The sequence below is a fragment of the Lederbergia wuyishanensis genome (assembly GCF_022900255.1).
Classification (GTDB): Bacteria; Bacillota; Bacilli; order Bacillales; family Bacillaceae_C; genus Lederbergia; species Lederbergia wuyishanensis.
In genome coordinates this window covers 171,964-196,729 of record NZ_JALIRM010000011.1, presented here as the reverse complement: position 1 = coordinate 196,729, position 24,766 = coordinate 171,964, and the positions used below count along the sequence as shown (strand labels likewise).

Annotated in this window: 42 protein-coding genes and 1 pseudogene; all 43 read left to right on the top strand. The window is 37.5% G+C overall.

Translation table 11 applies throughout. The features are described 5' to 3' along the window. Positions 1 to 87: 87 nt before the first annotated feature. A complete protein-coding gene (locus MT489_RS15845; RefSeq protein ID WP_244682534.1) occupies positions 88 to 333 on the top strand; it encodes a helix-turn-helix domain-containing protein in 246 nt (81 codons plus the stop codon). 11 nt (positions 334 to 344) lie between these two features. Beyond that, the gene (locus tag MT489_RS15840) at positions 345 to 1,112 is read left to right on the top strand and encodes a BRO family protein (RefSeq protein WP_244682533.1); all 768 of its coding nucleotides are present in this window, start codon (positions 345 to 347) and stop codon (positions 1,110 to 1,112) included. Continuing rightward, positions 1,113 to 1,430: a hypothetical protein gene (locus MT489_RS15835; RefSeq protein WP_244682532.1), complete on the top strand. Its 318-nt coding sequence runs from the start codon at positions 1,113 to 1,115 to the stop codon at positions 1,428 to 1,430. A 91-nt stretch (positions 1,431 to 1,521) separates the two neighbouring features. Beyond that, complete coding sequence (locus tag MT489_RS15830) at positions 1,522 to 1,785, top strand: helix-turn-helix domain-containing protein (protein WP_244682531.1); 264 nt, start codon at positions 1,522 to 1,524, stop codon at positions 1,783 to 1,785. Next, on the top strand, positions 1,776 to 1,934 hold the full coding sequence (locus tag MT489_RS15825) for a hypothetical protein (RefSeq protein ID WP_244682530.1): 159 nt from the start codon (positions 1,776 to 1,778) through the stop codon (positions 1,932 to 1,934). The genes MT489_RS15830 and MT489_RS15825 overlap by 10 nt, the downstream gene beginning before the upstream one ends. Positions 1,935 to 2,279: 345 nt before the next feature. Next, entirely contained in the window at positions 2,280 to 2,471 is a 192-nt protein-coding gene (locus MT489_RS15820; RefSeq protein ID WP_244682529.1) for a YqaI family protein, read from the top strand. A 98-nt stretch (positions 2,472 to 2,569) separates the two neighbouring features. Next, positions 2,570 to 4,099, top strand: coding sequence for a DUF2813 domain-containing protein (locus MT489_RS15815; RefSeq protein WP_244682528.1), 1,530 nt, complete (start codon positions 2,570 to 2,572; stop codon positions 4,097 to 4,099). After that, positions 4,099 to 5,100 carry a RecT family recombinase gene (locus MT489_RS15810; RefSeq protein ID WP_244682527.1) on the top strand — a complete coding sequence of 334 codons (1,002 nt, stop codon included), beginning with the start codon at positions 4,099 to 4,101 and terminating at the stop codon, positions 5,098 to 5,100. Before MT489_RS15815 ends, MT489_RS15810 begins: the two co-directional genes overlap by 1 nt. A gap of 155 nt (positions 5,101 to 5,255) precedes the next feature. Next, positions 5,256 to 5,648 carry a DeoR/GlpR family DNA-binding transcription regulator gene (locus tag MT489_RS15805; protein ID WP_244682526.1) on the top strand — a complete coding sequence of 131 codons (393 nt, stop codon included), beginning with the start codon at positions 5,256 to 5,258 and terminating at the stop codon, positions 5,646 to 5,648. Further along, on the top strand, positions 5,612 to 6,079 hold the full coding sequence (locus tag MT489_RS15800) for a hypothetical protein (protein ID WP_244682525.1): 468 nt from the start codon (positions 5,612 to 5,614) through the stop codon (positions 6,077 to 6,079). Before MT489_RS15805 ends, MT489_RS15800 begins: the two co-directional genes overlap by 37 nt. Then, positions 5,988 to 6,899 carry an ATP-binding protein gene (locus MT489_RS15795; protein ID WP_370876405.1) on the top strand — a complete coding sequence of 304 codons (912 nt, stop codon included), beginning with the start codon at positions 5,988 to 5,990 and terminating at the stop codon, positions 6,897 to 6,899. The genes MT489_RS15800 and MT489_RS15795 overlap by 92 nt, the downstream gene beginning before the upstream one ends. Continuing rightward, positions 6,900 to 7,082, top strand: coding sequence for a hypothetical protein (locus tag MT489_RS15790; RefSeq protein WP_244682523.1), 183 nt, complete (start codon positions 6,900 to 6,902; stop codon positions 7,080 to 7,082). Then, entirely contained in the window at positions 7,079 to 7,285 is a 207-nt protein-coding gene (locus MT489_RS15785; RefSeq protein WP_244682522.1) for a hypothetical protein, read from the top strand. The genes MT489_RS15790 and MT489_RS15785 overlap by 4 nt, the downstream gene beginning before the upstream one ends. A gap of 17 nt (positions 7,286 to 7,302) precedes the next feature. Further along, positions 7,303 to 7,503 (top strand): hypothetical protein, encoded by a 201-nt coding sequence (locus MT489_RS15780; protein WP_244682521.1) that lies wholly within the window; start codon positions 7,303 to 7,305, stop codon positions 7,501 to 7,503. Between the two features lie 19 nt (positions 7,504 to 7,522). Next, entirely contained in the window at positions 7,523 to 7,930 is a 408-nt protein-coding gene (locus tag MT489_RS15775) for a DUF1064 domain-containing protein (protein ID WP_244682520.1), read from the top strand. 8 nt (positions 7,931 to 7,938) lie between these two features. Then, complete coding sequence (locus tag MT489_RS15770; RefSeq protein ID WP_244682519.1) at positions 7,939 to 9,231, top strand: DNA cytosine methyltransferase; 1,293 nt, start codon at positions 7,939 to 7,941, stop codon at positions 9,229 to 9,231. A gap of 40 nt (positions 9,232 to 9,271) precedes the next feature. Further along, a complete protein-coding gene (locus MT489_RS15765) occupies positions 9,272 to 9,640 on the top strand; it encodes a hypothetical protein (protein WP_244682518.1) in 369 nt (122 codons plus the stop codon). Positions 9,641 to 9,767: 127 nt separating this feature from the next. Next, positions 9,768 to 10,181, top strand: coding sequence for a hypothetical protein (locus tag MT489_RS15760; protein WP_244682517.1), 414 nt, complete (start codon positions 9,768 to 9,770; stop codon positions 10,179 to 10,181). After that, positions 10,178 to 10,453, top strand: a complete 276-nt coding sequence (locus MT489_RS15755; RefSeq protein ID WP_244682516.1) for a hypothetical protein — start codon at positions 10,178 to 10,180, stop codon at positions 10,451 to 10,453. Before MT489_RS15760 ends, MT489_RS15755 begins: the two co-directional genes overlap by 4 nt. After that, a complete protein-coding gene (locus MT489_RS15750; RefSeq protein ID WP_244682515.1) occupies positions 10,450 to 10,677 on the top strand; it encodes a hypothetical protein in 228 nt (75 codons plus the stop codon). The genes MT489_RS15755 and MT489_RS15750 overlap by 4 nt, the downstream gene beginning before the upstream one ends. After that, positions 10,674 to 10,895, top strand: a complete 222-nt coding sequence (locus MT489_RS15745; RefSeq protein ID WP_244682514.1) for a hypothetical protein — start codon at positions 10,674 to 10,676, stop codon at positions 10,893 to 10,895. The genes MT489_RS15750 and MT489_RS15745 overlap by 4 nt, the downstream gene beginning before the upstream one ends. A gap of 2 nt (positions 10,896 to 10,897) precedes the next feature. Further along, entirely contained in the window at positions 10,898 to 11,086 is a 189-nt protein-coding gene (locus MT489_RS15740; RefSeq protein ID WP_244682513.1) for a hypothetical protein, read from the top strand. Then, entirely contained in the window at positions 11,087 to 11,245 is a 159-nt protein-coding gene (locus MT489_RS15735) for a hypothetical protein (RefSeq protein WP_244682512.1), read from the top strand. It begins immediately after the preceding gene. Between the two features lie 145 nt (positions 11,246 to 11,390). Continuing rightward, entirely contained in the window at positions 11,391 to 11,561 is a 171-nt protein-coding gene (locus tag MT489_RS15730; RefSeq protein ID WP_244682511.1) for a hypothetical protein, read from the top strand. 13 nt (positions 11,562 to 11,574) lie between these two features. Next, positions 11,575 to 12,075, top strand: coding sequence for a sigma factor-like helix-turn-helix DNA-binding protein (locus MT489_RS15725; protein WP_244682510.1), 501 nt, complete (start codon positions 11,575 to 11,577; stop codon positions 12,073 to 12,075). A gap of 358 nt (positions 12,076 to 12,433) precedes the next feature. Then, positions 12,434 to 12,706, top strand: a complete 273-nt coding sequence (locus MT489_RS15720; protein WP_244682509.1) for a hypothetical protein — start codon at positions 12,434 to 12,436, stop codon at positions 12,704 to 12,706. A 76-nt stretch (positions 12,707 to 12,782) separates the two neighbouring features. Further along, on the top strand, positions 12,783 to 13,643 hold the full coding sequence (locus MT489_RS15715; protein ID WP_244682508.1) for a terminase small subunit: 861 nt from the start codon (positions 12,783 to 12,785) through the stop codon (positions 13,641 to 13,643). Beyond that, on the top strand, positions 13,627 to 14,901 hold the full coding sequence (locus MT489_RS15710) for a PBSX family phage terminase large subunit (RefSeq protein WP_280518655.1): 1,275 nt from the start codon (positions 13,627 to 13,629) through the stop codon (positions 14,899 to 14,901). Before MT489_RS15715 ends, MT489_RS15710 begins: the two co-directional genes overlap by 17 nt. A gap of 9 nt (positions 14,902 to 14,910) precedes the next feature. Beyond that, the gene (locus MT489_RS15705) at positions 14,911 to 16,335 is read left to right on the top strand and encodes a phage portal protein (RefSeq protein ID WP_244682506.1); all 1,425 of its coding nucleotides are present in this window, start codon (positions 14,911 to 14,913) and stop codon (positions 16,333 to 16,335) included. Then, entirely contained in the window at positions 16,328 to 17,344 is a 1,017-nt protein-coding gene (locus MT489_RS15700; RefSeq protein WP_244682505.1) for a minor capsid protein, read from the top strand. Before MT489_RS15705 ends, MT489_RS15700 begins: the two co-directional genes overlap by 8 nt. Before the next feature lie 18 nt (positions 17,345 to 17,362). Next, positions 17,363 to 17,611, top strand: a pseudogene (locus MT489_RS22480) (hypothetical protein); the annotation flags it as partial. A 427-nt stretch (positions 17,612 to 18,038) separates the two neighbouring features. Continuing rightward, the gene (locus MT489_RS15690; RefSeq protein WP_244682504.1) at positions 18,039 to 18,599 is read left to right on the top strand and encodes a phage scaffolding protein; all 561 of its coding nucleotides are present in this window, start codon (positions 18,039 to 18,041) and stop codon (positions 18,597 to 18,599) included. 21 nt (positions 18,600 to 18,620) lie between these two features. Then, positions 18,621 to 19,511, top strand: a complete 891-nt coding sequence (locus MT489_RS15685; RefSeq protein WP_244682503.1) for a phage capsid protein — start codon at positions 18,621 to 18,623, stop codon at positions 19,509 to 19,511. 17 nt (positions 19,512 to 19,528) lie between these two features. Further along, on the top strand, positions 19,529 to 19,813 hold the full coding sequence (locus MT489_RS15680; protein WP_244682502.1) for a hypothetical protein: 285 nt from the start codon (positions 19,529 to 19,531) through the stop codon (positions 19,811 to 19,813). Between the two features lie 27 nt (positions 19,814 to 19,840). Further along, positions 19,841 to 20,188 carry a head-tail connector protein gene (locus tag MT489_RS15675; protein WP_244682501.1) on the top strand — a complete coding sequence of 116 codons (348 nt, stop codon included), beginning with the start codon at positions 19,841 to 19,843 and terminating at the stop codon, positions 20,186 to 20,188. A 1-nt stretch (position 20,189) separates the two neighbouring features. Continuing rightward, the gene (locus tag MT489_RS15670) at positions 20,190 to 20,573 is read left to right on the top strand and encodes a hypothetical protein (RefSeq protein WP_244682500.1); all 384 of its coding nucleotides are present in this window, start codon (positions 20,190 to 20,192) and stop codon (positions 20,571 to 20,573) included. Further along, positions 20,573 to 20,971 (top strand): HK97 gp10 family phage protein, encoded by a 399-nt coding sequence (locus tag MT489_RS15665; protein WP_244682499.1) that lies wholly within the window; start codon positions 20,573 to 20,575, stop codon positions 20,969 to 20,971. The genes MT489_RS15670 and MT489_RS15665 overlap by 1 nt, the downstream gene beginning before the upstream one ends. Next, positions 20,961 to 21,371: a phage tail terminator family protein gene (locus tag MT489_RS15660; RefSeq protein ID WP_244682498.1), complete on the top strand. Its 411-nt coding sequence runs from the start codon at positions 20,961 to 20,963 to the stop codon at positions 21,369 to 21,371. The genes MT489_RS15665 and MT489_RS15660 overlap by 11 nt, the downstream gene beginning before the upstream one ends. After that, on the top strand, positions 21,358 to 21,525 hold the full coding sequence (locus tag MT489_RS15655) for a hypothetical protein (RefSeq protein WP_244682497.1): 168 nt from the start codon (positions 21,358 to 21,360) through the stop codon (positions 21,523 to 21,525). The genes MT489_RS15660 and MT489_RS15655 overlap by 14 nt, the downstream gene beginning before the upstream one ends. Before the next feature lie 2 nt (positions 21,526 to 21,527). Beyond that, positions 21,528 to 22,823: a phage tail sheath C-terminal domain-containing protein gene (locus MT489_RS15650; RefSeq protein ID WP_244682496.1), complete on the top strand. Its 1,296-nt coding sequence runs from the start codon at positions 21,528 to 21,530 to the stop codon at positions 22,821 to 22,823. Positions 22,824 to 22,840: 17 nt separating this feature from the next. Next, positions 22,841 to 23,305 (top strand): phage tail tube protein, encoded by a 465-nt coding sequence (locus tag MT489_RS15645; RefSeq protein ID WP_244682495.1) that lies wholly within the window; start codon positions 22,841 to 22,843, stop codon positions 23,303 to 23,305. A 17-nt stretch (positions 23,306 to 23,322) separates the two neighbouring features. Further along, a complete protein-coding gene (locus MT489_RS15640; RefSeq protein WP_244682494.1) occupies positions 23,323 to 23,724 on the top strand; it encodes a phage tail assembly chaperone in 402 nt (133 codons plus the stop codon). A 282-nt stretch (positions 23,725 to 24,006) separates the two neighbouring features. Then, positions 24,007 to 24,720: a hypothetical protein gene (locus tag MT489_RS15635; RefSeq protein ID WP_244682493.1), complete on the top strand. Its 714-nt coding sequence runs from the start codon at positions 24,007 to 24,009 to the stop codon at positions 24,718 to 24,720. Positions 24,721 to 24,766 lie beyond the last annotated feature (46 nt).

The window sequence follows — 24,766 nt, the reverse complement described above, 5'->3', positions numbered from 1 at the left end:
ATTTTTCAAAAAGAAGTTGACGATAAAAAACTTATCGTATATATTAAACATAACGATAAAAAATGTATCAAAAGAGGTGGTGACAAAATGGAACGCAAATTATTAAAAACTTTAAGAATTAAACATAAGCTAACACAGCAAGATTTATCTGAAAAACTAGATATATCAACAATTTATGTAAGAAAACTTGAAAAAGGCGTTGCTAATCCTGGTAGAGAAACCATGATTAAATATGAAAACTTTTTCGAAACAGATATGAGAAAGTTATTTCCAGATCTTTTTTTTGAATTTGATGATAAAAAATGTATCAAAAATCATAAACAAGCTATATAGGAGGCGAAAAAATGAACCAACTTCAAAGGGTTTTCGATTACAAAGGTCAAGAAATCAGAACAGTAATGCACAACAACGAACCTTGGTTTGTTGCTAAAGATGTGTGTGACATTTTGGAAATAAGTAATAGCAGACATGCACTAACCAGACTGGAAGATGAAGAAAAAGCTGATGTCGTTTTAAACGACGGCAGACAAAACAGAAGTTTTTCAATCATCAACGAATCTGGCCTTTACGAATTAATCTTTGCTAGTCGAAAGTTAGAAGCCAAAACATTTAAAAAGTGGGTTAAGCAAGAAGTTCTACCATCTATCAGAAAACATGGGGCATACATGACACCTGAGAAAATAGAAGAAGTCTTGCTTAATCCAGATACCATAATAAAAATTGCTACTCAATTAAAAGATGAACAACAAAAACGCATAGAAGCTGAGCAAAGAATCAAACAACAACAACCTTTAGTAGCTTTCGCAGAGGCTTGCATGACTTCTGATAAGAGTCTCCTTGTAAGAGAAGTTGCAAAACTTTGTTCTAAGAATGGAATCATTACAGGTGAGCGCAGACTATGGCAGAAACTTCGGGAGTGGAAGTTAGTCTTTGCTAACAAAAATGAACCTTACCAAGAATACATCGATCGAGGCTACTTTGAGATAGCACAAGGAGTCAAAGGAAGTTCTAAAGGCGCATTCACTTGGTTAACAACAAGGGTTACTCCGAAAGGGCAGTCTTACATCATTAACAGGCTTAAAAAAGAACTAAATAAGAAGGCGGTGATCTAAATGCAAATCTCTCTTGATGAATTAAAAGCAAATCTTTTGAGTGAAAGCCTAAAAGAAATGTTCCAACAAGCTTATGAACAGGGATTGAATGATGCGAAAGAACAACAAGCTTTACCAACCTTGTTAAAAAAGAAAGACTTGGCAGATCTATTTCAGGTAGCACTACCAACAGTTGAAAATATTATTCGAATGGAAGGTTTTCCAAAGTCTAAAGTGGTGCAAGCTCGTTACCCAAGAGATGAAGTTTTTATATGGATTAACAAAAATATTGAATACGTCCATTACAACACCAATTATTTAAAAATGTCTATCTCTTAACTCTAGTTTACTAGCTTACAAGACATAAATCTGTCCAGTTTCAACACAAAATGTGCTAATCCAGCACATCGTAAGGAGGTGAGAACAATATATGAACCTAGGGGCGGTGTTAAAGAAAGCAAGAATCACCGCCGGATTGAGTCAGGAAGAAATGGCGTTGAGAATGTTTATTCCACGCAGCACGGTTTCACGTTTAGAGAACGATAAAACAATCTTAAAGGCAGATGATTTAATTCGGTGGTGTCATATCACGCAAGCGCAGGAAATGTTGGTTGCTTTACTTGTAGGGGTTGACCCGACAACGATCATCCAGAACATCTCAATGTTAATCGGAGGATTTATCACATGGATTTAAACACAAAATATCAAGAATTAGGACATTGGGCGAAGACGCTGCTAGATCTACATAATGAGGACCCTAATGAATACAGAGCTGAAAAGATAGTAAATGCACTTAATAAAAGATATCTAAAATTGGGTTTTAAACCACGGGAGGATGAATGATGGAAATTTCAACAGCAATGTTAATGGCAACCTTATTTGGAATTGTAGGTTATTTTATAGGAGTTTTCCAAAATGAACAAAAGAAAAAGCAGTAATGAGCTGCCACTCAAAACTGCTTAAGAAATTATGTTACACATATTATACCATACTTTGACAAATAAATACAAGACAGGCTTTAGTGCCTGTCGTCATGATCGGAAGGTTTCCCACCTCACACCATTCCCTTTTCCTTCCGGTCATGACGATGGTACTAATCCATCAGGTCACGAGTGAGTGGCAATAGCCTTTCGCGCTGTTAGGCGCTCACTCGCTGATACCTAAATACATAAAGGGTAGGTGATAAGAATGGTAGAAAATCCAATGGTTGTTGATAGTCTTTGGAACGATGGTGAAAGGCATTGGGGTGTAGATGCTACTGGTGAAGAAATCTTTGAAGGTGATTCAATCGTCGAGATCGGGAATGAAGTCGTGTTGGAAAAGAATCTTGAAGATTACCTCATTGAACAGCTTGGAGCGAAATACACCATTGCATCATGAAAAAAGACTTCCTTTGGCTTAAGGAAGTCCGCGGTTTAAAACATTTAATTAAGTACAGTTTACAGCACTTTGAAAATTGAATCAAGGGAGAGATAAAGTTGGATATTACTTTCAAGCAAATTGAAATAGAAAATTTCAAGAATCATAAAAAGCTATCACTTAATTTTGGTGAAATCACAAACATCTTCGGTAAAAATGGAGCCGGAAAATCATCCATTGCAGATGCGGTATCCTGGGTACTATTTGGACTTGATCAGTTAGGAGGTAAGCTTGAGCCAAATCCAATCAATGACTTTGAAGCAGAAAGTAAGGTATCTCTTACACTCATTGTAGATGGTCAGGAAACAACACTCACAAGAAATCAAAAGAAAACAGCTAAATATTACATTGATGAGGTACCGAAAAAGGCTACGGAGTTTAATCAGTTTGTTGCTGACCTTTTCGATAAAGATTTGTTTTTATCCATGTTCAATCCAATTTATTTCTTTTCGCAGAACTGGAAAGAACAACGGGAGCAGGTCCTTAAATATGTGGACGAGCCTTTAAATAGTGAAGTGTTTGCTGAAATGCCAAAGATTCAGGCCGAACTACTTAAAGAAAATTTGAAATCACACTCATTAAGCGATTTAGAAAGCCTCCATAAGGAACGATTCAAAAAACGTGATAGTGAGTATGAAAGAGCCAGTGAAAGGCTCCTAACGTTACAAGAGCAGTTAGAAAAAGATTCTGATTCCAAGCAGATTGATTCAGCGGCAATTCAAAAAGAAATCGAAACATTAGTAAATGAACGCGACGGACTAGATGAGAAAAGACATCAAGCTTTCCGTTCTATGCAAAACAGAACATCCATTCAATCAGAAATTGATTACTTAAGCGATCGGATATTTAAACAAAAAGAAAAAGCTCTATCTATTCGTGAAGAGAAGCTTCAAGAAAATTGCCAAACATGTGGTCAATCATTAAATGAAGATTCTATTAAGAAGGTTAAAGATAACCATTTAAATAGATTCCAAGAAGCAATTGAAGAAGGTAAGAGAATGACAGTAGAGTTACAAAAACTAAAAGAAAAATTAGCTGCCATTCCAGAAATTGAAGTGCCTGATACGCAAGCGCGTAGCAAAGAATTGGATGACCAGGTGTATCAACTGATGGCAAAGCGTGATGCTGCAGAAAGGTTAATTGCACTTAAAACAGATATTGACATAGCAGCTGAAAGAAAAGAAATGCTACTTTCTGAACGAAACGAATCTCAAAGCATTCTCGAAGCAATTAAAGCATTCCAAGCTAAACAAGCATTAGTAATGGTCAGGAAGGTAGATAGCTTGTTTACTACAATATCTGTTCAATTGTTTGATGAATTAAAGAACGGAAATCGCAAAGATATATTCGAAATCAAGATGGATGGAAAACCATATAGCAAACTGTCAACTGCTGAAAGAATCAAATGTGGCCTAGAGATGGTCGAGGTCCTCAGCAAACAATCCGGAATAATTGTTCCAACATTTGTCGATAACGCTGAATCTATCTTGAGATATACAGCGCCAACAGGGCAATTGATTACCGCAAAAGTAAGAGTCGGAGAATTGAAAATCGAAGTAAAAGATGAAATCAAGGAGGTCGCTTCCTAATGACAACTCAAATTCAAAAAGCAGATCCAAAAGAAGTTGTAGCAGGTTCATTAACTCGTGGTGAGGTTGCCACGCTTAAACAAACATTGGTTGGACAAGGAATCAATGATGCACAGTTTAATCTATTCATCCAGACTTGTGCTGCATCTGGTTTAAATCCTTTTATGAATCATATATATGCTATTCCTTATAACGGAACAATGAACATTCAAATAAGTGTAGAGGGGATTCATTACCTAGCAAGACAACATCCAGACTATATTACTGCATCGGCTGAAATTATCGGAGAAAACGAAGTGGAACATTTTGAAGCTGAACTGGTAGATGGAGAATTCAAAGTGACAAATCATAAAATTGCCCTTCCTTTTCGAGGTAAAGCAGTTGCTGCCTATGCCATTGCCAAAAGAAAAGATGCGCCAGATCAAGTAATTTTCATGGACCGTAGTGAGGTTGAACATTTAGAAAAAGGTAGAAATCCTTTATGGAAATCCAACTTCAATGACATGTTCAAAAAACACGTCTTAAAACGAGCACTGAAAGCTCAATTTGGTGTAGATATTGATGATCACACTATTGAAGGTTCAAGGGATGCTGTACAGGAAAACGCAAGGCAGACACAACGCAGAGAAATAAATATAAGCGAAACAGAAACTGCTGATGAAGACGATTTAAAAAAAGCAACCTTCAAAGAATTAGACAAGGTATTGGAAAGTAAAAAAATGAATGGCGATGATGCATTAGAACTTTCTAGAAAACACTTTGACAAAAAATTATTTGATTTAAACCTTCAAGAAATTACCGGATTAAAAAGAATTATTGAGTTGCTGCCAGTGAAGAAAAAAGAAAATAGCATGAAAAATGAACCTGTCGTCGATGCCGAATTCACAGAAATAGAAAACGAAAAAACAAAAGACAAAGAACCTGAAAAAGCATCAGCAGAAGAGATTAATTTTGATGATATAGATTTTGAAGCTTTGCAAGAGGAATTCCCTTTTGATTAACCACACAAAGGTTCTGCTGCCTTCTTGGATATTCGAGAAGGCTGAGGACAAAGAACACTTGAAAATACTTGTACTCAAATATATGACAAGGTATCCAGATTATGTAGTGAAATCAGTAAAAAACAGGTTTGCAGTTTGCGAAAGAAGGTGAATCAATGTCCCACAGTTATCCATTTAACACATATTCCGGCTTGCTTACTCCTGAACACTACAAAAACATTGGAAATGCTATCTGGTTGTTTCTATGGTGTGTCAGCTCAACAACTACTGAAAAAGAAAAAGATGGGATCGTGTGGGGCATTGTTAAAGGAAATAAGCCTCACAAGCTATCGGATCTATCAGAAATATTTAATGTGAACGAAAAAACGGTTAGAAGGTGGCTCGATGTTCTTGAACAACATGAGTACATACGAATCACTCGAGCGCCTTATGGATTAATTTTAACAGTTAAAAATTCAAAAAGAGGGTTCTTTGAGAGAGTGGACAAAAATGTCCAACCTGAAAATAGAGAATGGACAAAAGTGTCCAATCTAATAAAGATATTATAAGTACTTCTATTACTATTACTAATAATAAAGATTCTGACCCTGTAGATGTTATTGCTGAAAAATTCATTGACTTAAGAACCGTGTTGGAAGGTCGTGAGGTCCATCCTAACGTGAAAGACTATGAAGCGATCGCCCGGATTGTCGCCCGTGGTATGCCGTTACCACAAACAATCAAATTGCTTGAACAGTGCTTTCATGAATATGCAGAGCGTGAACCAGAAGGAGCCATAAAGGCTTTTAGCTACTGCGAAAAATATATTACGGACCATTACGCCAAGATGGAAGCTGCCGAAAAGGCTAGACAACTTGCAAAAAGGAGGTTACCTGAAAATGGCAAGCATGAACATAAGCGAAGTACTAGAAAAACTTCGACAAAGAACGACTCCATTACAGGTGAACAAGTCGGTCGAATACGAAGAAGAACAGTTTAGCTGCCGCGTTTGCAAAGACAAAAAAATAATTATTTACAGAGTTCACAAAGATACCGAATGGAAGGAAGTCCAAGGGTTCGGAACCTTAATTCCAGAATCGATGGTGACAGAGGATGACTTCTTTGCAGGAAAGGTTTGTACACCTGATCAAGGTTGGGAATGGCGAGATACCTTTTCACGACAATGTAAATGTGTTGAGCAAGATAGGTTAAAAAAAATTATGAAGTCCAGTGACATTACGGAGGAATTTAAAAAGTTAAGCTTCCAAAACTTTAGAACGGAAGGAAAACCACAAGTCATTAAAGACTCTTATGAGTGTGCGGTTGAATATTTCCAAGAGTACGAAGCTATAAAAGATTCAAGGCACAACAGCATAGCTTTACTTGGTCAACCAGGGGCAGGAAAAACGCATTTGTTAACAGCTATTGCAAATAACTTGATTAATAGATTACATGTACCAGTTTTATATTTCCCTTATGTTGAGGGATTCACCGACCTCAGGGATGACTTTGACAAACTGGAAGAAAAATTGGACCGTATGAAAAAGATTGACGTTCTGTTTGTGGATGATTTGTTCAAGCCGACCGGAAAGGAACGAAAAGCAAGGGCTTCTGAATGGCAAATTGAGCAAATGTACGCAGTTATCAATCACAGGTATTTGAATCACATGCCGATTATGGTGTCATCGGAACTGGATATTGATGAAATTGAACAGATTGACGAAGCGTTAGGAACTAGAATTCGCCAAATGTGCCAAGATTTCATGGTCCTCATAAAAGGAGATAGAAAATTGTTAAATCACCGATTGGAGGGTTGGTAAATGATTAAAAGATTGATTGACCAACTAATCATCACCATCGGCCAATATGACAGATTCGGAGAGCAGCAATATGTGCGACAGTTTGACATGTTGCTCTCAAAGCTTGAAAAAGCCACAGGATTGGACAGGCAGGGTGCGATTAAGTTTCTAGAAAAAGAGGTTAAGGGGGAGAATGCGGCGTGACAGCTCAAAAATCATATTCATTTCAAGATTTAACGATTATTGGTCGAGATAGATTCAAGTTAGATGAGACGTGGCATTGTTTTACAGCAGAGGTAACGGAGAATGGAAAAGGCAGTCAAGTGAAATACGGGTTATCTCCTCAAGATGAAAATGGTGAATGGTTACAAGAAGAAATATATGGATATGTTCCGTTAATTAAATAGCTGAAAGGATGATGTAAATGACTACAGCACTAGTTTCAGCCACCAAAGAAGAAATGAAAAAGAACTTTCTTTTAGATAAATTGCTTGCTTCAGGAGTGACTCGTTCACAGCAAGGTCAGAACATCTGGAAGCTAGATTACGAGGAACTCAAATATGAATGGGTGCTTCAATCGTTTAAAGAAGTCGATGCGGAATGTAGCGCCAACGCTTGGTTTTAGGTAGTAAAGGAGGATCATCATGGGGCAGAGAATGACAATAGAGCAGTACAGGAAAGTTTCGAGGTCTAGGAAATCCAAATATGGCAATAGAAAAGTTGAACTGGACGGAATTGTTTTTGATAGCATCGCAGAATCAAAGTATTACCAGCAATTAAAATGGCTTGAAGCTAATAAACAGATATTGTTCTTTCGGAACCAGCCAAGATACAGGCTTCAAGACGGATTTGAAAAGAACGGCAAAAGCCATAGAGCCATCGATTACATAGCAGATTTTGAAATACATCATCTGGATGGGTCGATAGAAGTAATCGATGTAAAAGGAGCATTGACGGATGTTTTCAGGCTCAAGCAAAAGCTTTTTGAGAAGAAATATCCGCATAAGTTAACGCTTGTTAAATACGAGAATGGGAGATTTGAAGAATTGTAGGTGAGGAAATGCAGCTAGATTTATTTAGAGAAATCATAGTCGATAACTTTGCAGGCGGTGGAGGTGCATCCACTGGGATTGAGATGGCAACAGGATTGAATGTAGATATTGCCATTAATCATGATCCAGCTGCTATCGCTATGCATAAAGCAAATCATCCGGATACAGAGCATTATCTTGAAAGTGTTTGGGATGTAGATCCTAGAGAAGTGGTAAAAGGTAGAAAAGTAGGTTTATGTTGGTTTTCTCCTGATTGCACTCACTTTAGCAAAGCGAAAGGTGGAAAACCTAAGAAAAAGGAAATTAGAGGGCTTGCATGGGTGGCAGTCAGATGGGCAGCTACAGTACGGCCGAGAGTTATCATTTTGGAAAATGTTGAGGAATTTAAAACTTGGGGACCATTATTGGAAAATGGACATCCTGATCCTAATAAAAAAGGAAAAACATTTAAAGCATTCGTAAATGCGCTCAAAAGACAAGGTTATCAAGTGAAATTCAAAGAATTGCGAGCATGTGATTATGGTGCACCTACCACCAGAAAAAGATTCTTCATGATTGCTAGATGTGACGGTAAACCAATTATATGGCCGAAAGCTACTCATGGTGAGCCAGATGAAGTAAATGTCCAATTAGGTCTTAAAAAGCCGTATAGGACAGCAGGAGAGATTATTGATTGGTCAATTCCTGTACCTAGTATTTTTGGAAGAAAAAAGCCTCTTGCTGAAAACACGATGATAAGAATTGGAAGAGGAATCGGGAAATTTGTATTAGAGGATGAACCATTTGTTGTTGATGATGCAGCGTACTTTTTAATCCACTATTACACACATCAAGGAGATGAAGTGAGAGGAAGTAGTTTGAGAGAGCCGATATCAACCATACCGACCGCGAATCGTTTTGGATTAGTCAAGGCTACTCTCACTGAAAATATAACACTTAATAATGAGACTGAAAAAGTATATGCGTTCTTAACTAAATTTTACGGATCAGATATAGGGCAATCACTAAACGGTCCACTCCATACTATTACAACTAAAGACAGGTTTGGCTTAGTGACAGTCAAAGGAAGTTACAAGGGTATATCAGACATCGGGTTAAGAATGTTGCAACCAAGAGAATTATTCAACGCCCAGGGATTCCCTACTGATTACATTATCGACAAGGATTTTGAAGGAAAAAGTTATCCAAAAACCTCACAAGTGGCAAGAGTAGGAAATAGTGTTCCTCCACCATTTGCAAAATCGTTAGTAAAGGCAAATTTACCGGAGTTATGCAGGAAAGAATTGAAGATTGCTAGATGATGAGTAGACAAAAAAGCGACGTATTGAAAGGGTGAAAAAAGTGACATTAGATTTTAATGAAGTAGTGGAATTTATGAAAGAGTTCAAAGTCGATTTGCTGAATAGGTTTGGTGAATTAATCATTGACGAACCCACTAATACTTACGTAGGGATTAATCGATGTAAGGATATTGAAGAAGTTAAATTATATGTAGTTTTTGCTCTATGTCGCCCTATCGGTAAGGGTTTAGACGAAAGGGATGCGAATCGGTTACTAAAAAGATTTAATGAATATTTTAAAGTCAACTTAACTCGAAGTGACTTGCGATTAATGTATCAAGAATTGTGCTATGAGCGAGAATTGGAACGGTTTAAGGATTTTATAAAACGTGGCTTTCCCGTGGATGAATTAAATAAAGCTAACGTCTAAATACGAATACAAAGTGAAGGAGTGAATCCAGTGAAATACAAAGGCATCTGTCATAAATGCGGTGAGATGGTTGTCAAAGGGCAAGGCAGCCATAAACGGATAAATGGGAGTTGGAGGACGGTATGTGATGAGTGTGAATAAGGAAAAATATCGTTGTGACTCTTGTGGAGAGTTTATCTATGATGATGAAGGTATAACTGCTGTTTATGGGGATTGGGTTTGTGATAAAGATGATTGCAGAATTTTAACTGATGATAATCTAGCTATTGTGAAGAATCGTCGAAAAAACGATAAAGAACAGTTAGAAGAGGTAATGCGCCGTGAGTACAAGGAATATGACGTTAGGGGAAGATTTTTAGTTATACCTAAGGGTGATTACAAACGGCTCATTTCCACTGTGGAGGAACAGGCAGAGCGATTAGAAAACTTAGAAAAAATCACATGTTGCATCTGTAATAATTCTTGGAGAACTCGACAAAAGCACTGTCCACAATGTGAAGGTAAAGGATATGTATATATAGACATGGAGGAATCCAAATGAATGAACACCTTGAAGAATTTAAAAGATTAAAAGAATGGTGTATCAAATGCCCAATTGAAGCAGCTATGAGGATAGAAGAGCAACAGAGAGAAATAAAAACACTTTGTGATTCGGTCATGATTCAGACTAGAAAGGCTGAACAGTTGCGTGAATCGTTGGAGTTTTATGCTGATAATAAGAATCACTATGTTGAATATCCAGACATTGACATGAACGAAGTTGAGAAAGACGGTGGAGAAAAAGCCCGTCAAGCATTGGAGGAATCCAAATGAGTTGGAATAAGTTGGTCAGTGAAGTTCAAGCCCATAACAGATATCTCATTGATGAGATTAAAGAAAAGAATAATGAAATATTAAGGCTCCGTGAAGCGTTGGAGTTTTATGCTGATAAGAGCAATTACGAGTATTCAGTGGATGTTTGGGAAGAAGTGAACGCAACTATTTTAGAAGATGATGGAGAAAAAGCACGGCAAGCATTAGGAGTGGATGGTGGATGAACGCCTACCAACTAAAACCCAAATCCAAACGAAATCCAGTCTTTCAAAAAGGATTCGAACAAGGCAGGCAAGTAGGATATCAGGAAGCAACGGACATCTTCCATAAGTTCTTATCTGAGCGCATGCAGACATTAACAGATATCCCAGGAATCGGAGAGAAAACGGCATGGAAGGTGCATGAACATCTTTTAAAAGGAATGGACAAGCAGGAGGGGTAGGCATGACGGATGAAACGACTAAGGCGGTTATTGATTTGCTAGAGGATGGGATTTATATAGTCTCTGGAGGCAATTTAACGAAAGTTACACCTAAAAGTCATGGGGAAGATGTAATCATTTGGAAAAATGGACAGCCCTTTGACATCATACGAAGCCAAAGGGATAGATTAGAAGGGCAGGAGGTTATTTGATTGAGCAAAGAGCAAATAATTATTGAAATTCCACCTGTAGAATCGTGGACGTTAAAAGATTTGAAGTATACTTGCAGACGCAACAAAGTTAAAGGATACACGACGATGAACCGGGAACAATTAATATCATCAGTAAAAGAGATTTTAAAAAATAAATAGTCCTTACGGAAGAACCGACGGACACTAGAAAGCAAAAGCTTTTTGGTGTCTTTTTGCATTTTAAAAGCTGATTAAACCAACGTTTTCATGTCATTGCAACTATTTTACAATTTTGCAGTGATTTTGCAACCAAGGAGTTGAAATGATGAATCTACCACTTAAACAACAACTAGCAAACATATATAAAAAACCACAGCCGAAAAAGCTACAGAAGCGCCGTACAGAGGTTTTAACAGAATCGGATATTAAGAGTCTCATGGGAATGGATAAGCCGACGTACAGAAGACACAGGGGAGCATTTAGGCAGAGAGGATAAGGAGGGGGTATATATGCCAAATTGGGCAGATGAATTAATCCAGGAATATTCAAATGGAAAGAGACAGCTTCATAAACTTCATAACAGTTTGGATAAGGAAAACCCAACTGATCGCCAAGATAGAAAGGTTATAAACAGCATGATCGATGATATGGAATTCACGATTGAATGGTTAGAAACTGGAAAACAGCCAGGAACATATCGAGGGGTTGACAAAAGATTGGCTTATCAAAGAAAAGCGCTCGAGAGTATGGACATTATTCCTGATATTACTGAACAATTAGACATAAATAATCGCCAATTATATATGACTAGCGAAGAAAAAATAATACTGGCTGACATCTTTACATCATTTTCACTGAGGGAAAGACAGTGTTATGTTCTTCATGCAGCACAAGGAATGAGTATGGGGCAGATAGCTGATGATTTAGGATTAAGTAAGGCTACAGTACAAATGTACATCACTAGAGCTAGGCGTAAGGTAGAAACTAAAGTCGAAAAAAAGGTCAGTTGACTAAATCTTGTCATACGAATGTCATACGATGTCTCTATATATGAAGGGGGATTATAGGGGGATGTTCCGCGCCCTTTGTTTTAATCCCATACATGAACGAGATTACGTTAATGCGCCATCCTTCGGTGGCGTTTTTATTATTCAAAAATAAGGTGGTTCATTAAATGATAAGAAAATTCATCTGTTTCTTATATGGGCATCGGTTTTATAACGGATATTGGAATGGTTATCCGTGGGAAAAGTGTAATAGATGCGGACATATTGGTAATCCGAGAATAGGAAGACCCAAGAGGAAATTTACATAAGCAGGATTATAGCTCCTTTTGTCGAATTGGATAGATGAAAGGAGAGGGTCAAAATGAATAGATTTGATAAGATAATTGTTAATAAGGATATAGAGATAAATACAATTGGTAATTATTATAAAACCGGAGATGTTGTATATATCAAAGGTGAAAACAGCGAAGTTTATGATATTTTTAAACAACTTTTGAGAGATCGAGTTTTCGTTAAGGAAATGGAGTTTATTTTAGAAGGTAAGACCAGTTCTAAGTATTTAGGAAGATATATGATGTTAATAGATGGAGAGTTCGTTATTTTAGAGAATAAAGAAATAACTATTAAAAGATAATTTTATTTTGATAGGGCACCCACTGAGGTGCTTTTTCTTATGTCCAGAAATAGAAAGAGGTGGCGGTGATATGTAGATGCCTAATTGGGAGCAGATAAGAAATGAGTGGGAAACAACCAAGATTACATTAGCTGCACTAGCTGAGAAACATGACATTAAATTGGGTACATTAAAGAGCCGTAAAAGTCGTGAGAATTGGTCTAGAGATGCAACTAAAAAGGATGCAACCAAAACAACAAAAGTTGCAACCTCAATAAAGAAAGATGCACAAAAACAAAAAGAACAATTTGAGCCTGTTGTTAAAAGTGATGAACTCACTGATAAACAAAGGCTTTTTTGTATTTATTACGTAAAATCGTTTAATCAGACGATGGCAGCAATCAAAGCTGGATATTCATCAGATAGGGCTCATGTAACCGGAAGTGAATTAGTAAGGAATCGTAAGGTTGCTGACGAAATTAAGAGATTAAAAGGCGAGATGCAGCAAGGTGTGTTCATCGATGCTGTGGATGTGCTGAACAAATACATCAAGATTGCCTTTGCAGACATAACAGATTACGCAACTTTCGGAAAGAGAGAAGTGCCAGTCATTGGCATGTATGGTCCTGTAAAAGATGAAGAAGGTAGACAAGTAACGGAAGAAGTCAATTACGTTGATTTCAATGAATCTTCAATAATAGATGGCACGATCGTTACTGAAGTCAAACAAGGGAAAGATGGTATATCTGTTAAATTAGCAGATAAAATGAAGGCCCTTGAAATGTTGTCTAAGTACTTTGACTTGCTCTCTGAGAATGATAAGAAACGATTGCAAGAAGAGAAGTTAAAAGCAGAAATAGCAAAAGTTAAAGGGGAAGATGGTACTGAATACGAAGATGACGGATTCTTAGATGCTATAAAATCAACTACTGGCATATGGGATGAAGATGATGATTAAAAAGAAACCTGCTCCTTTCAAATTCAAACCGTTTTCAAAGAAACAGCTTAAAGTTTTAAATTGGTGGACCGACACATCACCTCATAAGGATAAAGACGGCATCATATGCGATGGATCCGTAAGAGCTGGAAAAACAGTTGTGATGTCTTTGTCTTATGTTATGTGGGCAATGGATGCATTTCAGGATGAAAACTTAGGGATGGCCGGAAAAACAATTGGTTCATTCCGAAGAAATGTTATTACACCATTAAAACGAATGTTAAAATCCCGGGGTTATAAAGTAAGAGACCATAGGGCAGATAATATGTTGGCTATTACCTATAAAGGTGTAACCAACTATTTTTATGTATTTGGTGGTAAAGACGAAGGCTCACAGGACTTAATTCAAGGGATTACCTTAGCTGGAATGTTCTTTGATGAAGTTGCTTTAATGCCACAGTCATTCGTCAATCAAGCGACAGCACGTTGTTCTGTTGAAGGCTCAAAGTTGTGGTTCAACTGTAACCCAGAAGGACCATATCACTGGTTTAAAACAGAGTACTTAGACCAGTTGGCAGATAAGAACATGTTGCATCTCCATTTTACGATGGATGATAATCTTTCATTATCTGAACGAATAAAAGAACGTTACAAACGTATGTATAGTGGAATCTTCTTTCAACGCTATATTTTAGGTTTGTGGGTTTTAGCTGAAGGCATTATTTATGACATGTTTAATGAAAAAGAACATGTTGTTAAAACGGTTGATAGAAAATATGAAAAGTATTATGTATCCATTGACTATGGAACTCAGAACCCTACCGCCTTTGGTTTGTGGGGCTTTTATGATGGAGTTTGGTACAAGGTCAAGGAATACCATCATAGTGGACGGGATGGAAAACAGAAAACCGATGCTGAATACAGTAAGGATTTAAAAGAGTTTGTTGGTCCTTTGAACATATCTTTCGTAATTGTGGATCCTTCAGCTGCATCGTTTAAGGCACAAATTAAAAAAGACGGATTTAGAGTAAGAGATGCAGATAATGATGTGGTGAATGGAATTAGGAATGTCGCTACAGCGTTGAATAAAAAGATGATTAAATATAACGATTGTTGCAAGCATACCAAGAGGGAGTTTTCTTCTTATATATGGGATGAAAAGGCAGCTAATCGCGGTGAGGATAAGCCGGTTAAAGAGAATGATCACCATATGGATAGTGATCGATACTTTATAAATACAATTTTATTCAAAAAACCTTCCATGAGTATTTTAAAGTGAGGTGATTGAATGCTAATCGAGGACCTGTTCAGGGCACCTTGGCATGAAAGGATGGTGAGTGTAATAGAGGACATGGTGAAAAGTGTCATTACCGATGAAGAGGTATTGATTAAAGAAATAAAAGATTGGGAAGCCAGTGATCGACGTAAGAAAATGATTACAGGAGAATTCTATTACCGAAACAAGGCCGATATTCTCGAAAAGAAACAAGATATCGCTTGGAAATCTAATCAGAAACTCGCACATGGTTTTGCTAAGAAATTGGTAGATCAAAAGATTGGGTATCTACTTTCAAAAGAACCTACATTCGGGACCGAGAATAAAGAGTATAGCAAGATTATGCAGGAAACCTTTGACCGCGGACTTTTGAAAAAGATAAAAAACGTGGGGAAAGAAGCAATCAACAAAGGAATTGCCTATCTTTATCCGTACATTAATGAAAAAGGTGACCTGTCGTTCATGAAATTTCCTTCCGAACAGATTATTCCGTTCTGGGGAGATAGTGAACATATGGAAGTGCTCTCTTTTCTTCGAGTCTATGAAGTTAGTATCTATATGAATAAGGAGAAAGTGAAGCAGAAGAAGGTGGAATATTACCATTCTGGAGGCATTAAGTTTTATATCTTAGAGAACGGGAAGTTAATTGCTGATGTTCCAGCAGGTATTGAACAGAATCATCATTTCACGATTAATGATAAGCCTTATGTGTGGGAAAAGATTCCGCTGATACACTTCAAATATAACGAGGAAGAGCAGCCACTAATTGATAGTATCAAGTCATTGATTGATAACTACAATCTGCAGGCTTCAACAAATGCAGATTTATTGGCTGATATTCCTAAATTTATTTATAAACTAGTAAACTATGGCGGCGAAGACCTAGAAGAATTTTTATCTGACTTGAATAAATATATGGCTGTTAAGTTAGATGAAAATGGAGATGTGGACAAGCTCCAGGCAGAAATTCAGACAGAAGCTGTTGAAAAAGAAATTGATCGTAATCGAAATTCAATTTATGAGTTTGGTCGGGGAGTCGATACGAGAGATGTGAACCTTCGTGATGCTTCCGGGATTGCACTCAGATTCCGATATAGTGATCTGGATATGGATTGCAACATTCTAGAAGCAGAGTTCCAGTCATCGATTGAACACATGCTTTGGTTCATCAATCACTACTTGCTTATGACGAGTAAGGGGGATTTCACGAAGGAAAAGGTTAATATCATTTTCAATCGTGATATCATCATCGCAGAATCAGAAGCTATCGAAAACTGTGAAAAGTCTGTCGGGATTCTTGATGATAAAACCATTAGAGAAAACCATCCTTGGTATACCGAAGAGGTAGAGGCAAGGCTAGAGGAACAAGAGAAGAAACAACAAAGCGAAATAGACGGTTACAAGGATTCATTTCCTCCGGTGAAGGATAATGAGTAAGAAATATTGGGAAAGTAGATCGGCACAACGTGAATTGGAGTCACAGCTGATAGCTAGTAAATATCTTGCTCGAATGGACGAGAGTTTACGGGAAGCACAGCATGATATTCTGAAACAAATTGAAACCTTTTATGCTAGGTACGCTGCAGAGAATCAAGTAACCTTAGCAGAGGCCCGCAAGTATTTAACTGCAAAGGAATTGAAGGATTTTAAGAATATTGATTTGAAACGATTTAGGGAAATGTCGATGTCTGGCAATCCTGAATATGACCGGATTCTGAACGCTGCAAGCTATCGCGTCCGAATTTCACGTCTGGAAGCTCTTAATCTAACAATTGAAATGAGAATGGCTGAACTATATGGCGGTTCTAAAGGATTACAACAATACACGTACACCGGTTTAGCAGACATCTACCAAGGCTCTTACTATCAGACGATGTTTGACATGGCAAAACAGGGAGTTGTAACAGGTCCAGTTCAAGCCTTAACTGATAAAACCATGGAGGAAGTACTTTCTTACAATTGGAGTGGGAAAGAGTTTTCTAAGCGTATATGGGGACACCAAGAAGCGACCAGAAAAGCAATTCGCAAAGAGTTGGAAAGAAGCTTTGCAGCTGGTAGGTCCATCCAAAAAACAACAAAAGCCATTATGGAGGTTACCGACGTTGCTCGTTCACGTGTTGAAGCGCTTGTCCGAACTGAAGCGAATTTTTTTCATAATGCTGCTTCTCAAAAAAGTTATGAAGATGCCGGAATTGATAGATATGAGATTCTAGCGACATTGGATAGTCGAACTTCCGATATATGTAGAAAGCAAGATGGGAAGATTTATAACGAAAAAGATTACAAGCCAGGAGAAAGCGCACCGCCTTTTCACGTTCGATGTAGAACAACAACGATTCCTTATTTTCATGAATCGGAGTATATGCAGTATGAGAAAAGGCAATCAACAAACGGTCTTATAGATTCAATGACTTATAAAGAGTGGTTTGACAAATACGTAAAGTAGGTAGGAGGTTTTTTAGTGATTAAAAAGTATCGGAAAAAGCCAGTAATAATCGAAGCTATACAATTCAAGGGTGGGAACTACAACGACATTGAGTTATTCATAGGAGGGCAGGTTCATAAAGGGGTTAATGAGATTGGAAATGTTAAACAAATTATCATTGAAACTTTAGAAGGTGCTATGACAGCAAACATAGATGACTACATTATCAAAGGGGTTAAAGGTGAATTTTATCCATGCAAACCAGATATATTTGAAGCTACCTATGAAGATATGATTTCGGAATCCTGTAATTCAAAAGGATTTTTAGATAATGTAGAGATGATACAAGTTGAAGGAGAATCATACCGGTATAAAAGTGGAATCATTCACTCTTTGATGGTGATTTACGGCTTCTCTTTGGAAGAAGCAAAAAAAGTAATGTACAAAAGAGATATCAGAGACTTTCTATTGGACAGCTTAGAATCAAAAGCAACAGGTCACATGAAACAATTCAAGATTGAAAATCATATTCATAGTGGAGTAGATATTGAGAAAGTTGCAGCTAATTTAGAAGGTTTCTTGTCAAAGGAAAATGCAAGTAAATAAATTTAATCTAGTTTGATTTTCTCGTCTTTTTAGCATTTGCAGACGTAAAAGATTCAAAGCTGGTCGTAGACGTAACTACGTAAAAAATCGTAACCAAGGAGGAACACACATGAAACGCGAATTTTTAGAAGGATTAGGTCTCGAAAAAGAAGCTATTGAAAAAATCATGACTGAACATGGAAAAACAGTTGAATCCTATAAAACGAAAGTTACTGATCTCCAAACAAGTAATGATGATTTGAATGGACAACTGACTCAGCGTGATAAAGACCTTAAAGACCTAAAGAAAAAGGCTGAAGGTAGCGAAGATTTACAAACACAGTTCACTGAACTTCAAAAGAAATACAACACGGATAAAACAGCTTATGAAGCGAAAATCAGGGACACTCAATTAACGAGTGCACTAAAAATTGCGCTGAATGGAAAGGTTCATGATGCTGATTTGGTAGCAGGACTTATCGACAAATCCACAATTGAATTAGGAGAAGACGGAAACGTCACAAAAGGACTTGATGAGCAGATTAAAACTCTGCAAGAGGCGAAGTCTTTTTTGTTTGTTCCTGAAACTGATCCGAATCCAACAATAAGAGGTGCAAAGCCAGCTGAAGGAGATCCGGGAGGCGGAGAACCAAATGATCCATTTGCTGCTAAGCTAGCAAAATACAATTAAAAGGAAAGAGGTAATTTTAAAATGGCAGGAGAAAACAACAATCAAGCAGTACGTAGTTATCAAAAACAGTTTAAAGAGTTATTGCAAGCTGTATACCAAAAACAAGCGTATTTCCGCGAGTTTTTCGGTGGTGAAATTGAAGCTCTAGACGGTGTGCAACATAATAAAACAGCGTTCTCTATCAAAACAAGTGATATTCCGGTTGTTATCGGTACGGAATACAACAAAGACCCTAATGTAGGTTTTGGAACTGGAACTAGTAAATCATCTCGTTTTGGTGAACGTAAAGAGATTATCTATACAGACACAGACGTTCCATACACTTGGGAATGGACTTGGCACGAAGGTATTGACAAGCACACAGTGAATAATGACTTTGATGCGACAATCGCAGACCGTTCAGATTTACAAGCACAGGCTAAAGTTCAAATGTTTGATAATCATGGTGGTTTATTTATTTCGCAAGTTGCATCTCAAGCGCTTCAATTATCTGACTTAACAAACGATGCCGTGTTGAAGCTGTTTAACGACCTAAACAATGCTTATGTGAACATGGAAGCCATTGGAACTAAAATTGCATGGGTGAAGCCGGAGTTATATAACGTCATTGTGGACCATCCAATCACTACTTCTGCTAAGAAATCTGGTGCAAACGTTGATACTAATCAAATCTTGCAGTTTAAAGACTTTTTAATTAAGCAAGTACCAGAAACGAAATTCCAAACTGGCGAACTTGCTTACACATCTATTGCAGGTGTTGGTAAACAGTTCACTGGCATCAACACTGCACGTACTATTCCATCGGAAGACTTTGATGGTGTAGCTTTCCAAGGCGCCGGTAAAGCAGGGGAGTTCATTCTTCCAGCTAATAAAAAGGCAGTTCTCAAAGTTGTCGAATTACCAGCAGGTTAAGAAAGGGGAAATAAGAGTTGGCTAAATATAAAGTATTAAGGGCATTTCGAGATATCCATACGAATGATGTATATAAGCAAAATTCAGTGATTGAACTCACTGATGAACGTGCAGCTGAAGTGAACGAAAACCTTAAAGAAAAGGGAACGTTCATTGAACTAATCGTTGAGGAACCCAAGGGCGATGAATTCGACCGAGAAGCTGCTAAGGAAAAACTTAAAGAACTTGGTGTTGAATTCAAAGGTAATGCAAGCAATGAAACACTTAAACAATTACTTGATGAACATGAGGGAGACGAATAATCTTCCTCTCTTTTAGGAGGGTTTGACATGGAAGTAATTGATATCGTAAAAGCGAAGCTTCCGGAATCTAAACCCGAAGATTCGATATTGAACATACACATTGAGGAAGTTGGCCAATCCATTAAGACGTACTGCAATAGGGAGGATATTCCTCCTGAATTGCGGTATGTCTATGCAAATATGGTTGTGGATCTACTCAACCATCAAAATCGGGTAAACTCGGAAGAAGGTCAGTCGTCTGTTGCTTCCATTCGGGAAGGTGACGTAACTGTTCAATTCGGTGCCGCAAGAGTCAAGTCCACCGAAGAAGAAATGAAAAGTCTAGTGTTTAATTACAAAGACCAATTAAACCGTTTCAGGAAACTGAGGTGGTAACATGAACATTCGTGACATTATGGCAAAAGCCACTTCCGCTGTTGAGTTCATGTATGACAAAGAAGCAGAGATTCAGCGTTACGAACCATACAAGAAACCCTCAGGAGCAGATGGAATGCGTTGGGTACCTAAACATCAAAACGTTCCCTGTAGACTATCTGCTTCGGGTCTTAATAACACGGATCAGGGAGAAGCAAATGCAATTCAGTATGACATCAAGCTATTTCTGTCCAGTCGGTATGAGATAAAGCCTGGCGATAAGGTTATTGTGAAAACCGTAAAAGATGGTGAAGTACTTCATTCTGTTGAGTATGAATCGGCAAAAGAACCGTTTATCTATGTTTCCCATCAAGAAGTATTACTGAATCGAAAGGACTTCGCGTAATGGGCTTTGAATTTAGTGAAGTAGCTAAGTTGAAAGAAAGTCTAATTGCTCTAAATATAGCTTCTCATAAAATTCATTTGAAAGTAGCAAGACGCATTGCACAGTTGGCCATTCGGAAAGTCAAAAAAATGACGCCGGTTGATTCGGGTGATCTTCGGAACAACTGGAAATATAGCGTCATTAAAAAGGGCGATACCTATATCGTTGTCATCTATAACCAACTGGAATATGCTTCTTTTGTAGAAAAAGGCCATCGGATTGTAATTGCTGGACAAACAGTTGGATGGGTTGAAGGTCGATTTATGCTGAAGTTGACTGAGGATGAAATGGAACGCATTGCTCCGAACATGTGGAAAAACGAAGTCGAAAAAGAAATGAGGAGAATCTTTGGTAGCTAACTTGAAATCCCTCATTATTGATCAAATCCGTACTGTTTTTGGGAATGTAAAAGTATATGATGAACCAGTTAAGCAGGGGTTAATGACTCCTGCTTTCCAATTGCTTATTTTTAATAGTCACGGGCAAAGGGCACTTGGAAACCAAGAGTCCAGGACTATTTCGTTTAACGTGAATTACTATCCAGAATCTGAAGATATCAGGAATGAATGTGATGGAATTCTTGAGACTTTCCAAAACGAGTTTAAATATATCGCAAATAAATACCACGTTCATGAAATCGAGGGCAGTGTCTCTGATGATGTCCTAGTTATTACCTTTAGTGTCAATGCGTTATTGACCGAAAAAGTAGAAGGAACAAAAATGAAGGAATTAGGAGGTGTGACGGTTGGCGAAAGATAAACCACAAAAATACAGTAAAGAAGCTTTTTTAAATGCGGCTAAAAACAACAATGAACGATTGCTATTAAACGTCCTGCTACGGGATAACCAATCGTACACAAAGGAAGATGTTGAAAAGACAGTCAAGACTTGGAAAAACAAGGAGGTTAAGTGAACATGGCAGGTGGATATTGGGAATCGCAAAATAAAGTAAGACCTGGTGCTTACGTTAATTTTGAAACCAATGATTTAGCAGAATCGGGATTAGATTCAACAGGTCCTGTTGTCATTCCGTTGATGTTAGATTGGGGAGTACCAGGAAAGTTTATTGCTGTTTCAGTTAGATCAAAATTTACGGAACTCTTCGGAAAAAGTTTAAAGGAATTAATCCCTATTCGCGAAGCCTTCAAAGCGAATGGACAAGTTATTGTCTATAATTTGAACGGTACAGGGGAAAAAGCTACAGCAACTAGTGGAACTTTAGTTGCAACAGCTATCCACGGAGGAAAAGATGGAAACAACATCAGCGTAACCATCACAGTAGGGTTAAAAGGATCTTCTACCGTAAGAACATTTTACAAAGGTGTTCAAGTTGACTCTCAAGTTGTCGCGACTGTTGCAGAGTTAGTTCCAAATGCTTTTGCATCATTCAGTGGAGAGTTACCAACGGAGGACGCTTCTCTTACTCTCACAGGAGGAACAACTGTTGCAGCAACAAATGAGTCCTATTCGACTTTAGCTGAAGGACTAGATACGCAAGATTTTAAAGTGGTCGCAATCGGTACGGCTGATGAAACGATCAAGCAGCTATTCACTTTGAAAGTGAAAGAATGGCGTGAACAAAGCGGCAAGAACGTTACTTTTGTCACCAATAATTATAAGGAAGCTGATTTTGAAGGAGTTGTTTCCGTATTAAATGGTGTGACTCTTGAAGGAAATGAAGCTCTCTCCGCAGACAAATCTCTATATTTTTACGCAGGTGCATATGCCAACGCGGGTACTAATTCCCTTACGTATGTTGAGTATCCAGGTGCTATTGATTGCGAACGTAAAACTCACGAAGAAATTGTACAAGCCTTAAAAGATGGCCATATTGTTTACGTATCTAATAACGGCCGCGTTGTTGTGGAGCAGGATATTAATACATTCCGTTCATTTACTGTTGATAAGAATCGAGATTTTCGAAAGAACAAACTCGTCCGTACTATGGATTCTGTTTCAGATAATGTGCAGCATGTATTTTCAACATTCTTTATCGGAAGAGTCAATAACAACGAGGATGGCCGAGACTTGTTTAAGCAGCAAGTGATGAAAGTAGTTTTGGATCCGTTAGTTCAGCAAGGTGCTCTTGAGTATACGTCGGAAGATATTTCGATTACTCAAGGTGATGAAAAGGATTCAGTGCTTGTTGGATTGAGCGCTACTTTCAACGATGCCATGGAAAAATTATATATGACAGTCCACTGTCAATAATACGGGAGGTGCAATGAATGCCTAGAATCATGGAAACAGCAAACGCAATTAGTGGTAAAGAGGGAATGCTCTACCTTACGATTAATGGCCGTTCTTTAGAATTTGCCGAAATTACCAAGTTTGATGCAAAAGTCGAGTATAAAAAGGCATCTGTCCCTCGTGTTGGGGCACGAATGGATGGTAGTAAGATAGTTGGTGCTACAGGAACAGGAAATATGACAGTATACTATCATCGTCCAGAAATGCGGGCCATGGCACTTGAATACCTACGTTCAGGTAAGGCGCCAATCTTAGATGCAATGGTTGTAAATGAAGATGCAACAAGTTCAGCTGGCAAACAAACGACTCTTGTTAAAAATATCGTTCCTGATAGTGCAATGATTGCGATTCTTGACGGTGAATCCGATGATGTATTAAAAGAAGAAATCTCATTCACTTATGATGATTTCGATTTCTTAAATCAATTTAAAGTAACTAACTAATTTTCGGGGGTATTCAAGTGAGTAAATTCAAAGCGTTTTTAAAAGGAAATGTAAAGGAAGTAGAAAACGCCTCTTTGAAACTTGATCGTTTCGAGGAGGCTATTGTTTTGCGTCCGTTGTCATCTGCTGAAGCTGACAAAATTAATGAACAGTGTTTTAAAACAAAGCCTGGGGTTAAAGGACGTCCAGAACGAGTATTTAATGTTGTAAAATACAATCGAGAAATATGTGTCGCATCAATTGTTCATCCAGATTTAAACGATACAGAATTACAAGAATCATATGGTGTCCGAGGTGCCGATAATCTGTATTCTGCGATGTTCCTACTCGGTGAAGCGACTCAGATATTGGAGAAGGTAACAGAAATCAGTGGTATTGATCTATCGATGGACGATGACATTGAAGCAGCAAAAAACTAATCGAGGGAGGGGAAGATGAGATAGATGGTGAAGCTATCTATGCTCATGTTGCCCTCCATAGATTTAATATTCTTCCACTCCAATTCCTTAATATGGAACGAAAGGAAAAGGCATTTATTATTGCTAGTATTAAGATTCAGTTAGCAAAGGAAAAGGATGAAGCTAACAAGATTCCAAAAAAGTAATCTTATCTATTCCCGAAAAATATAAGTTATAACATCGAAAATAGGTAATTATCCCCAATAATTGTGTTATATTGTAATAAAAAGTGGGGGTATTCTTATGACCTTAGAAAAAGAAGAGAAAAAGAAGAAGGAAAGAGCATTAGCAAAGGGATGTTCTATTGGATGTGGAGGATTAATTATACTGATGTTAATTGGTTTTCTGATATCTCAATTTGTATCAAAAGAAGACAAAGTGAAACCAAAAGAGGTTCAAGGAATTGATGTAAAAATGAGTATCGATTCCAATAACATGTTTATAGATGAAGCGATAGTTATCGCAACAATCACGAACACAACAGATAAAACATATTCAGGTGAAGTCTCCATATATCACTCCTCTTTTAAATACTGGAAAATCGAAGTAGAAAATTTAGCTCCAGATCAAGAAATAACAAGACAAATTAAAGAGAAGTACATTGAACATCCAGAAGACGAATATCGCTATAGTGTAGTTGGTGAGTTATCAGATAAAAGTTATAAAAGTAATGTAGACTATACTGTTTTTAAAACAGAGTCTGACAGATCATTCAATATACAAATTGAAAAGGCAAATAAAGAAAATATTATTGAAGTAACAACAGAGATGTATTCTTTGCATGGTGATAATCTTATTAACTTAAGTTTCTATGATAATTCTGTTAAATTGGTTGATGGTGAATTGACTGATGCGTCTCCTGTAGCACTTTATTTCGGTTCTAACAAAGAAAAAACTATCACAATATACTACGATGATGGTACAGAAGAACAAATGGATTTTGAGCCAAAAAAATAATTTCTAAAGCACTCATTTATTTTGGGTGCTTTTTATTTTGTCTGAG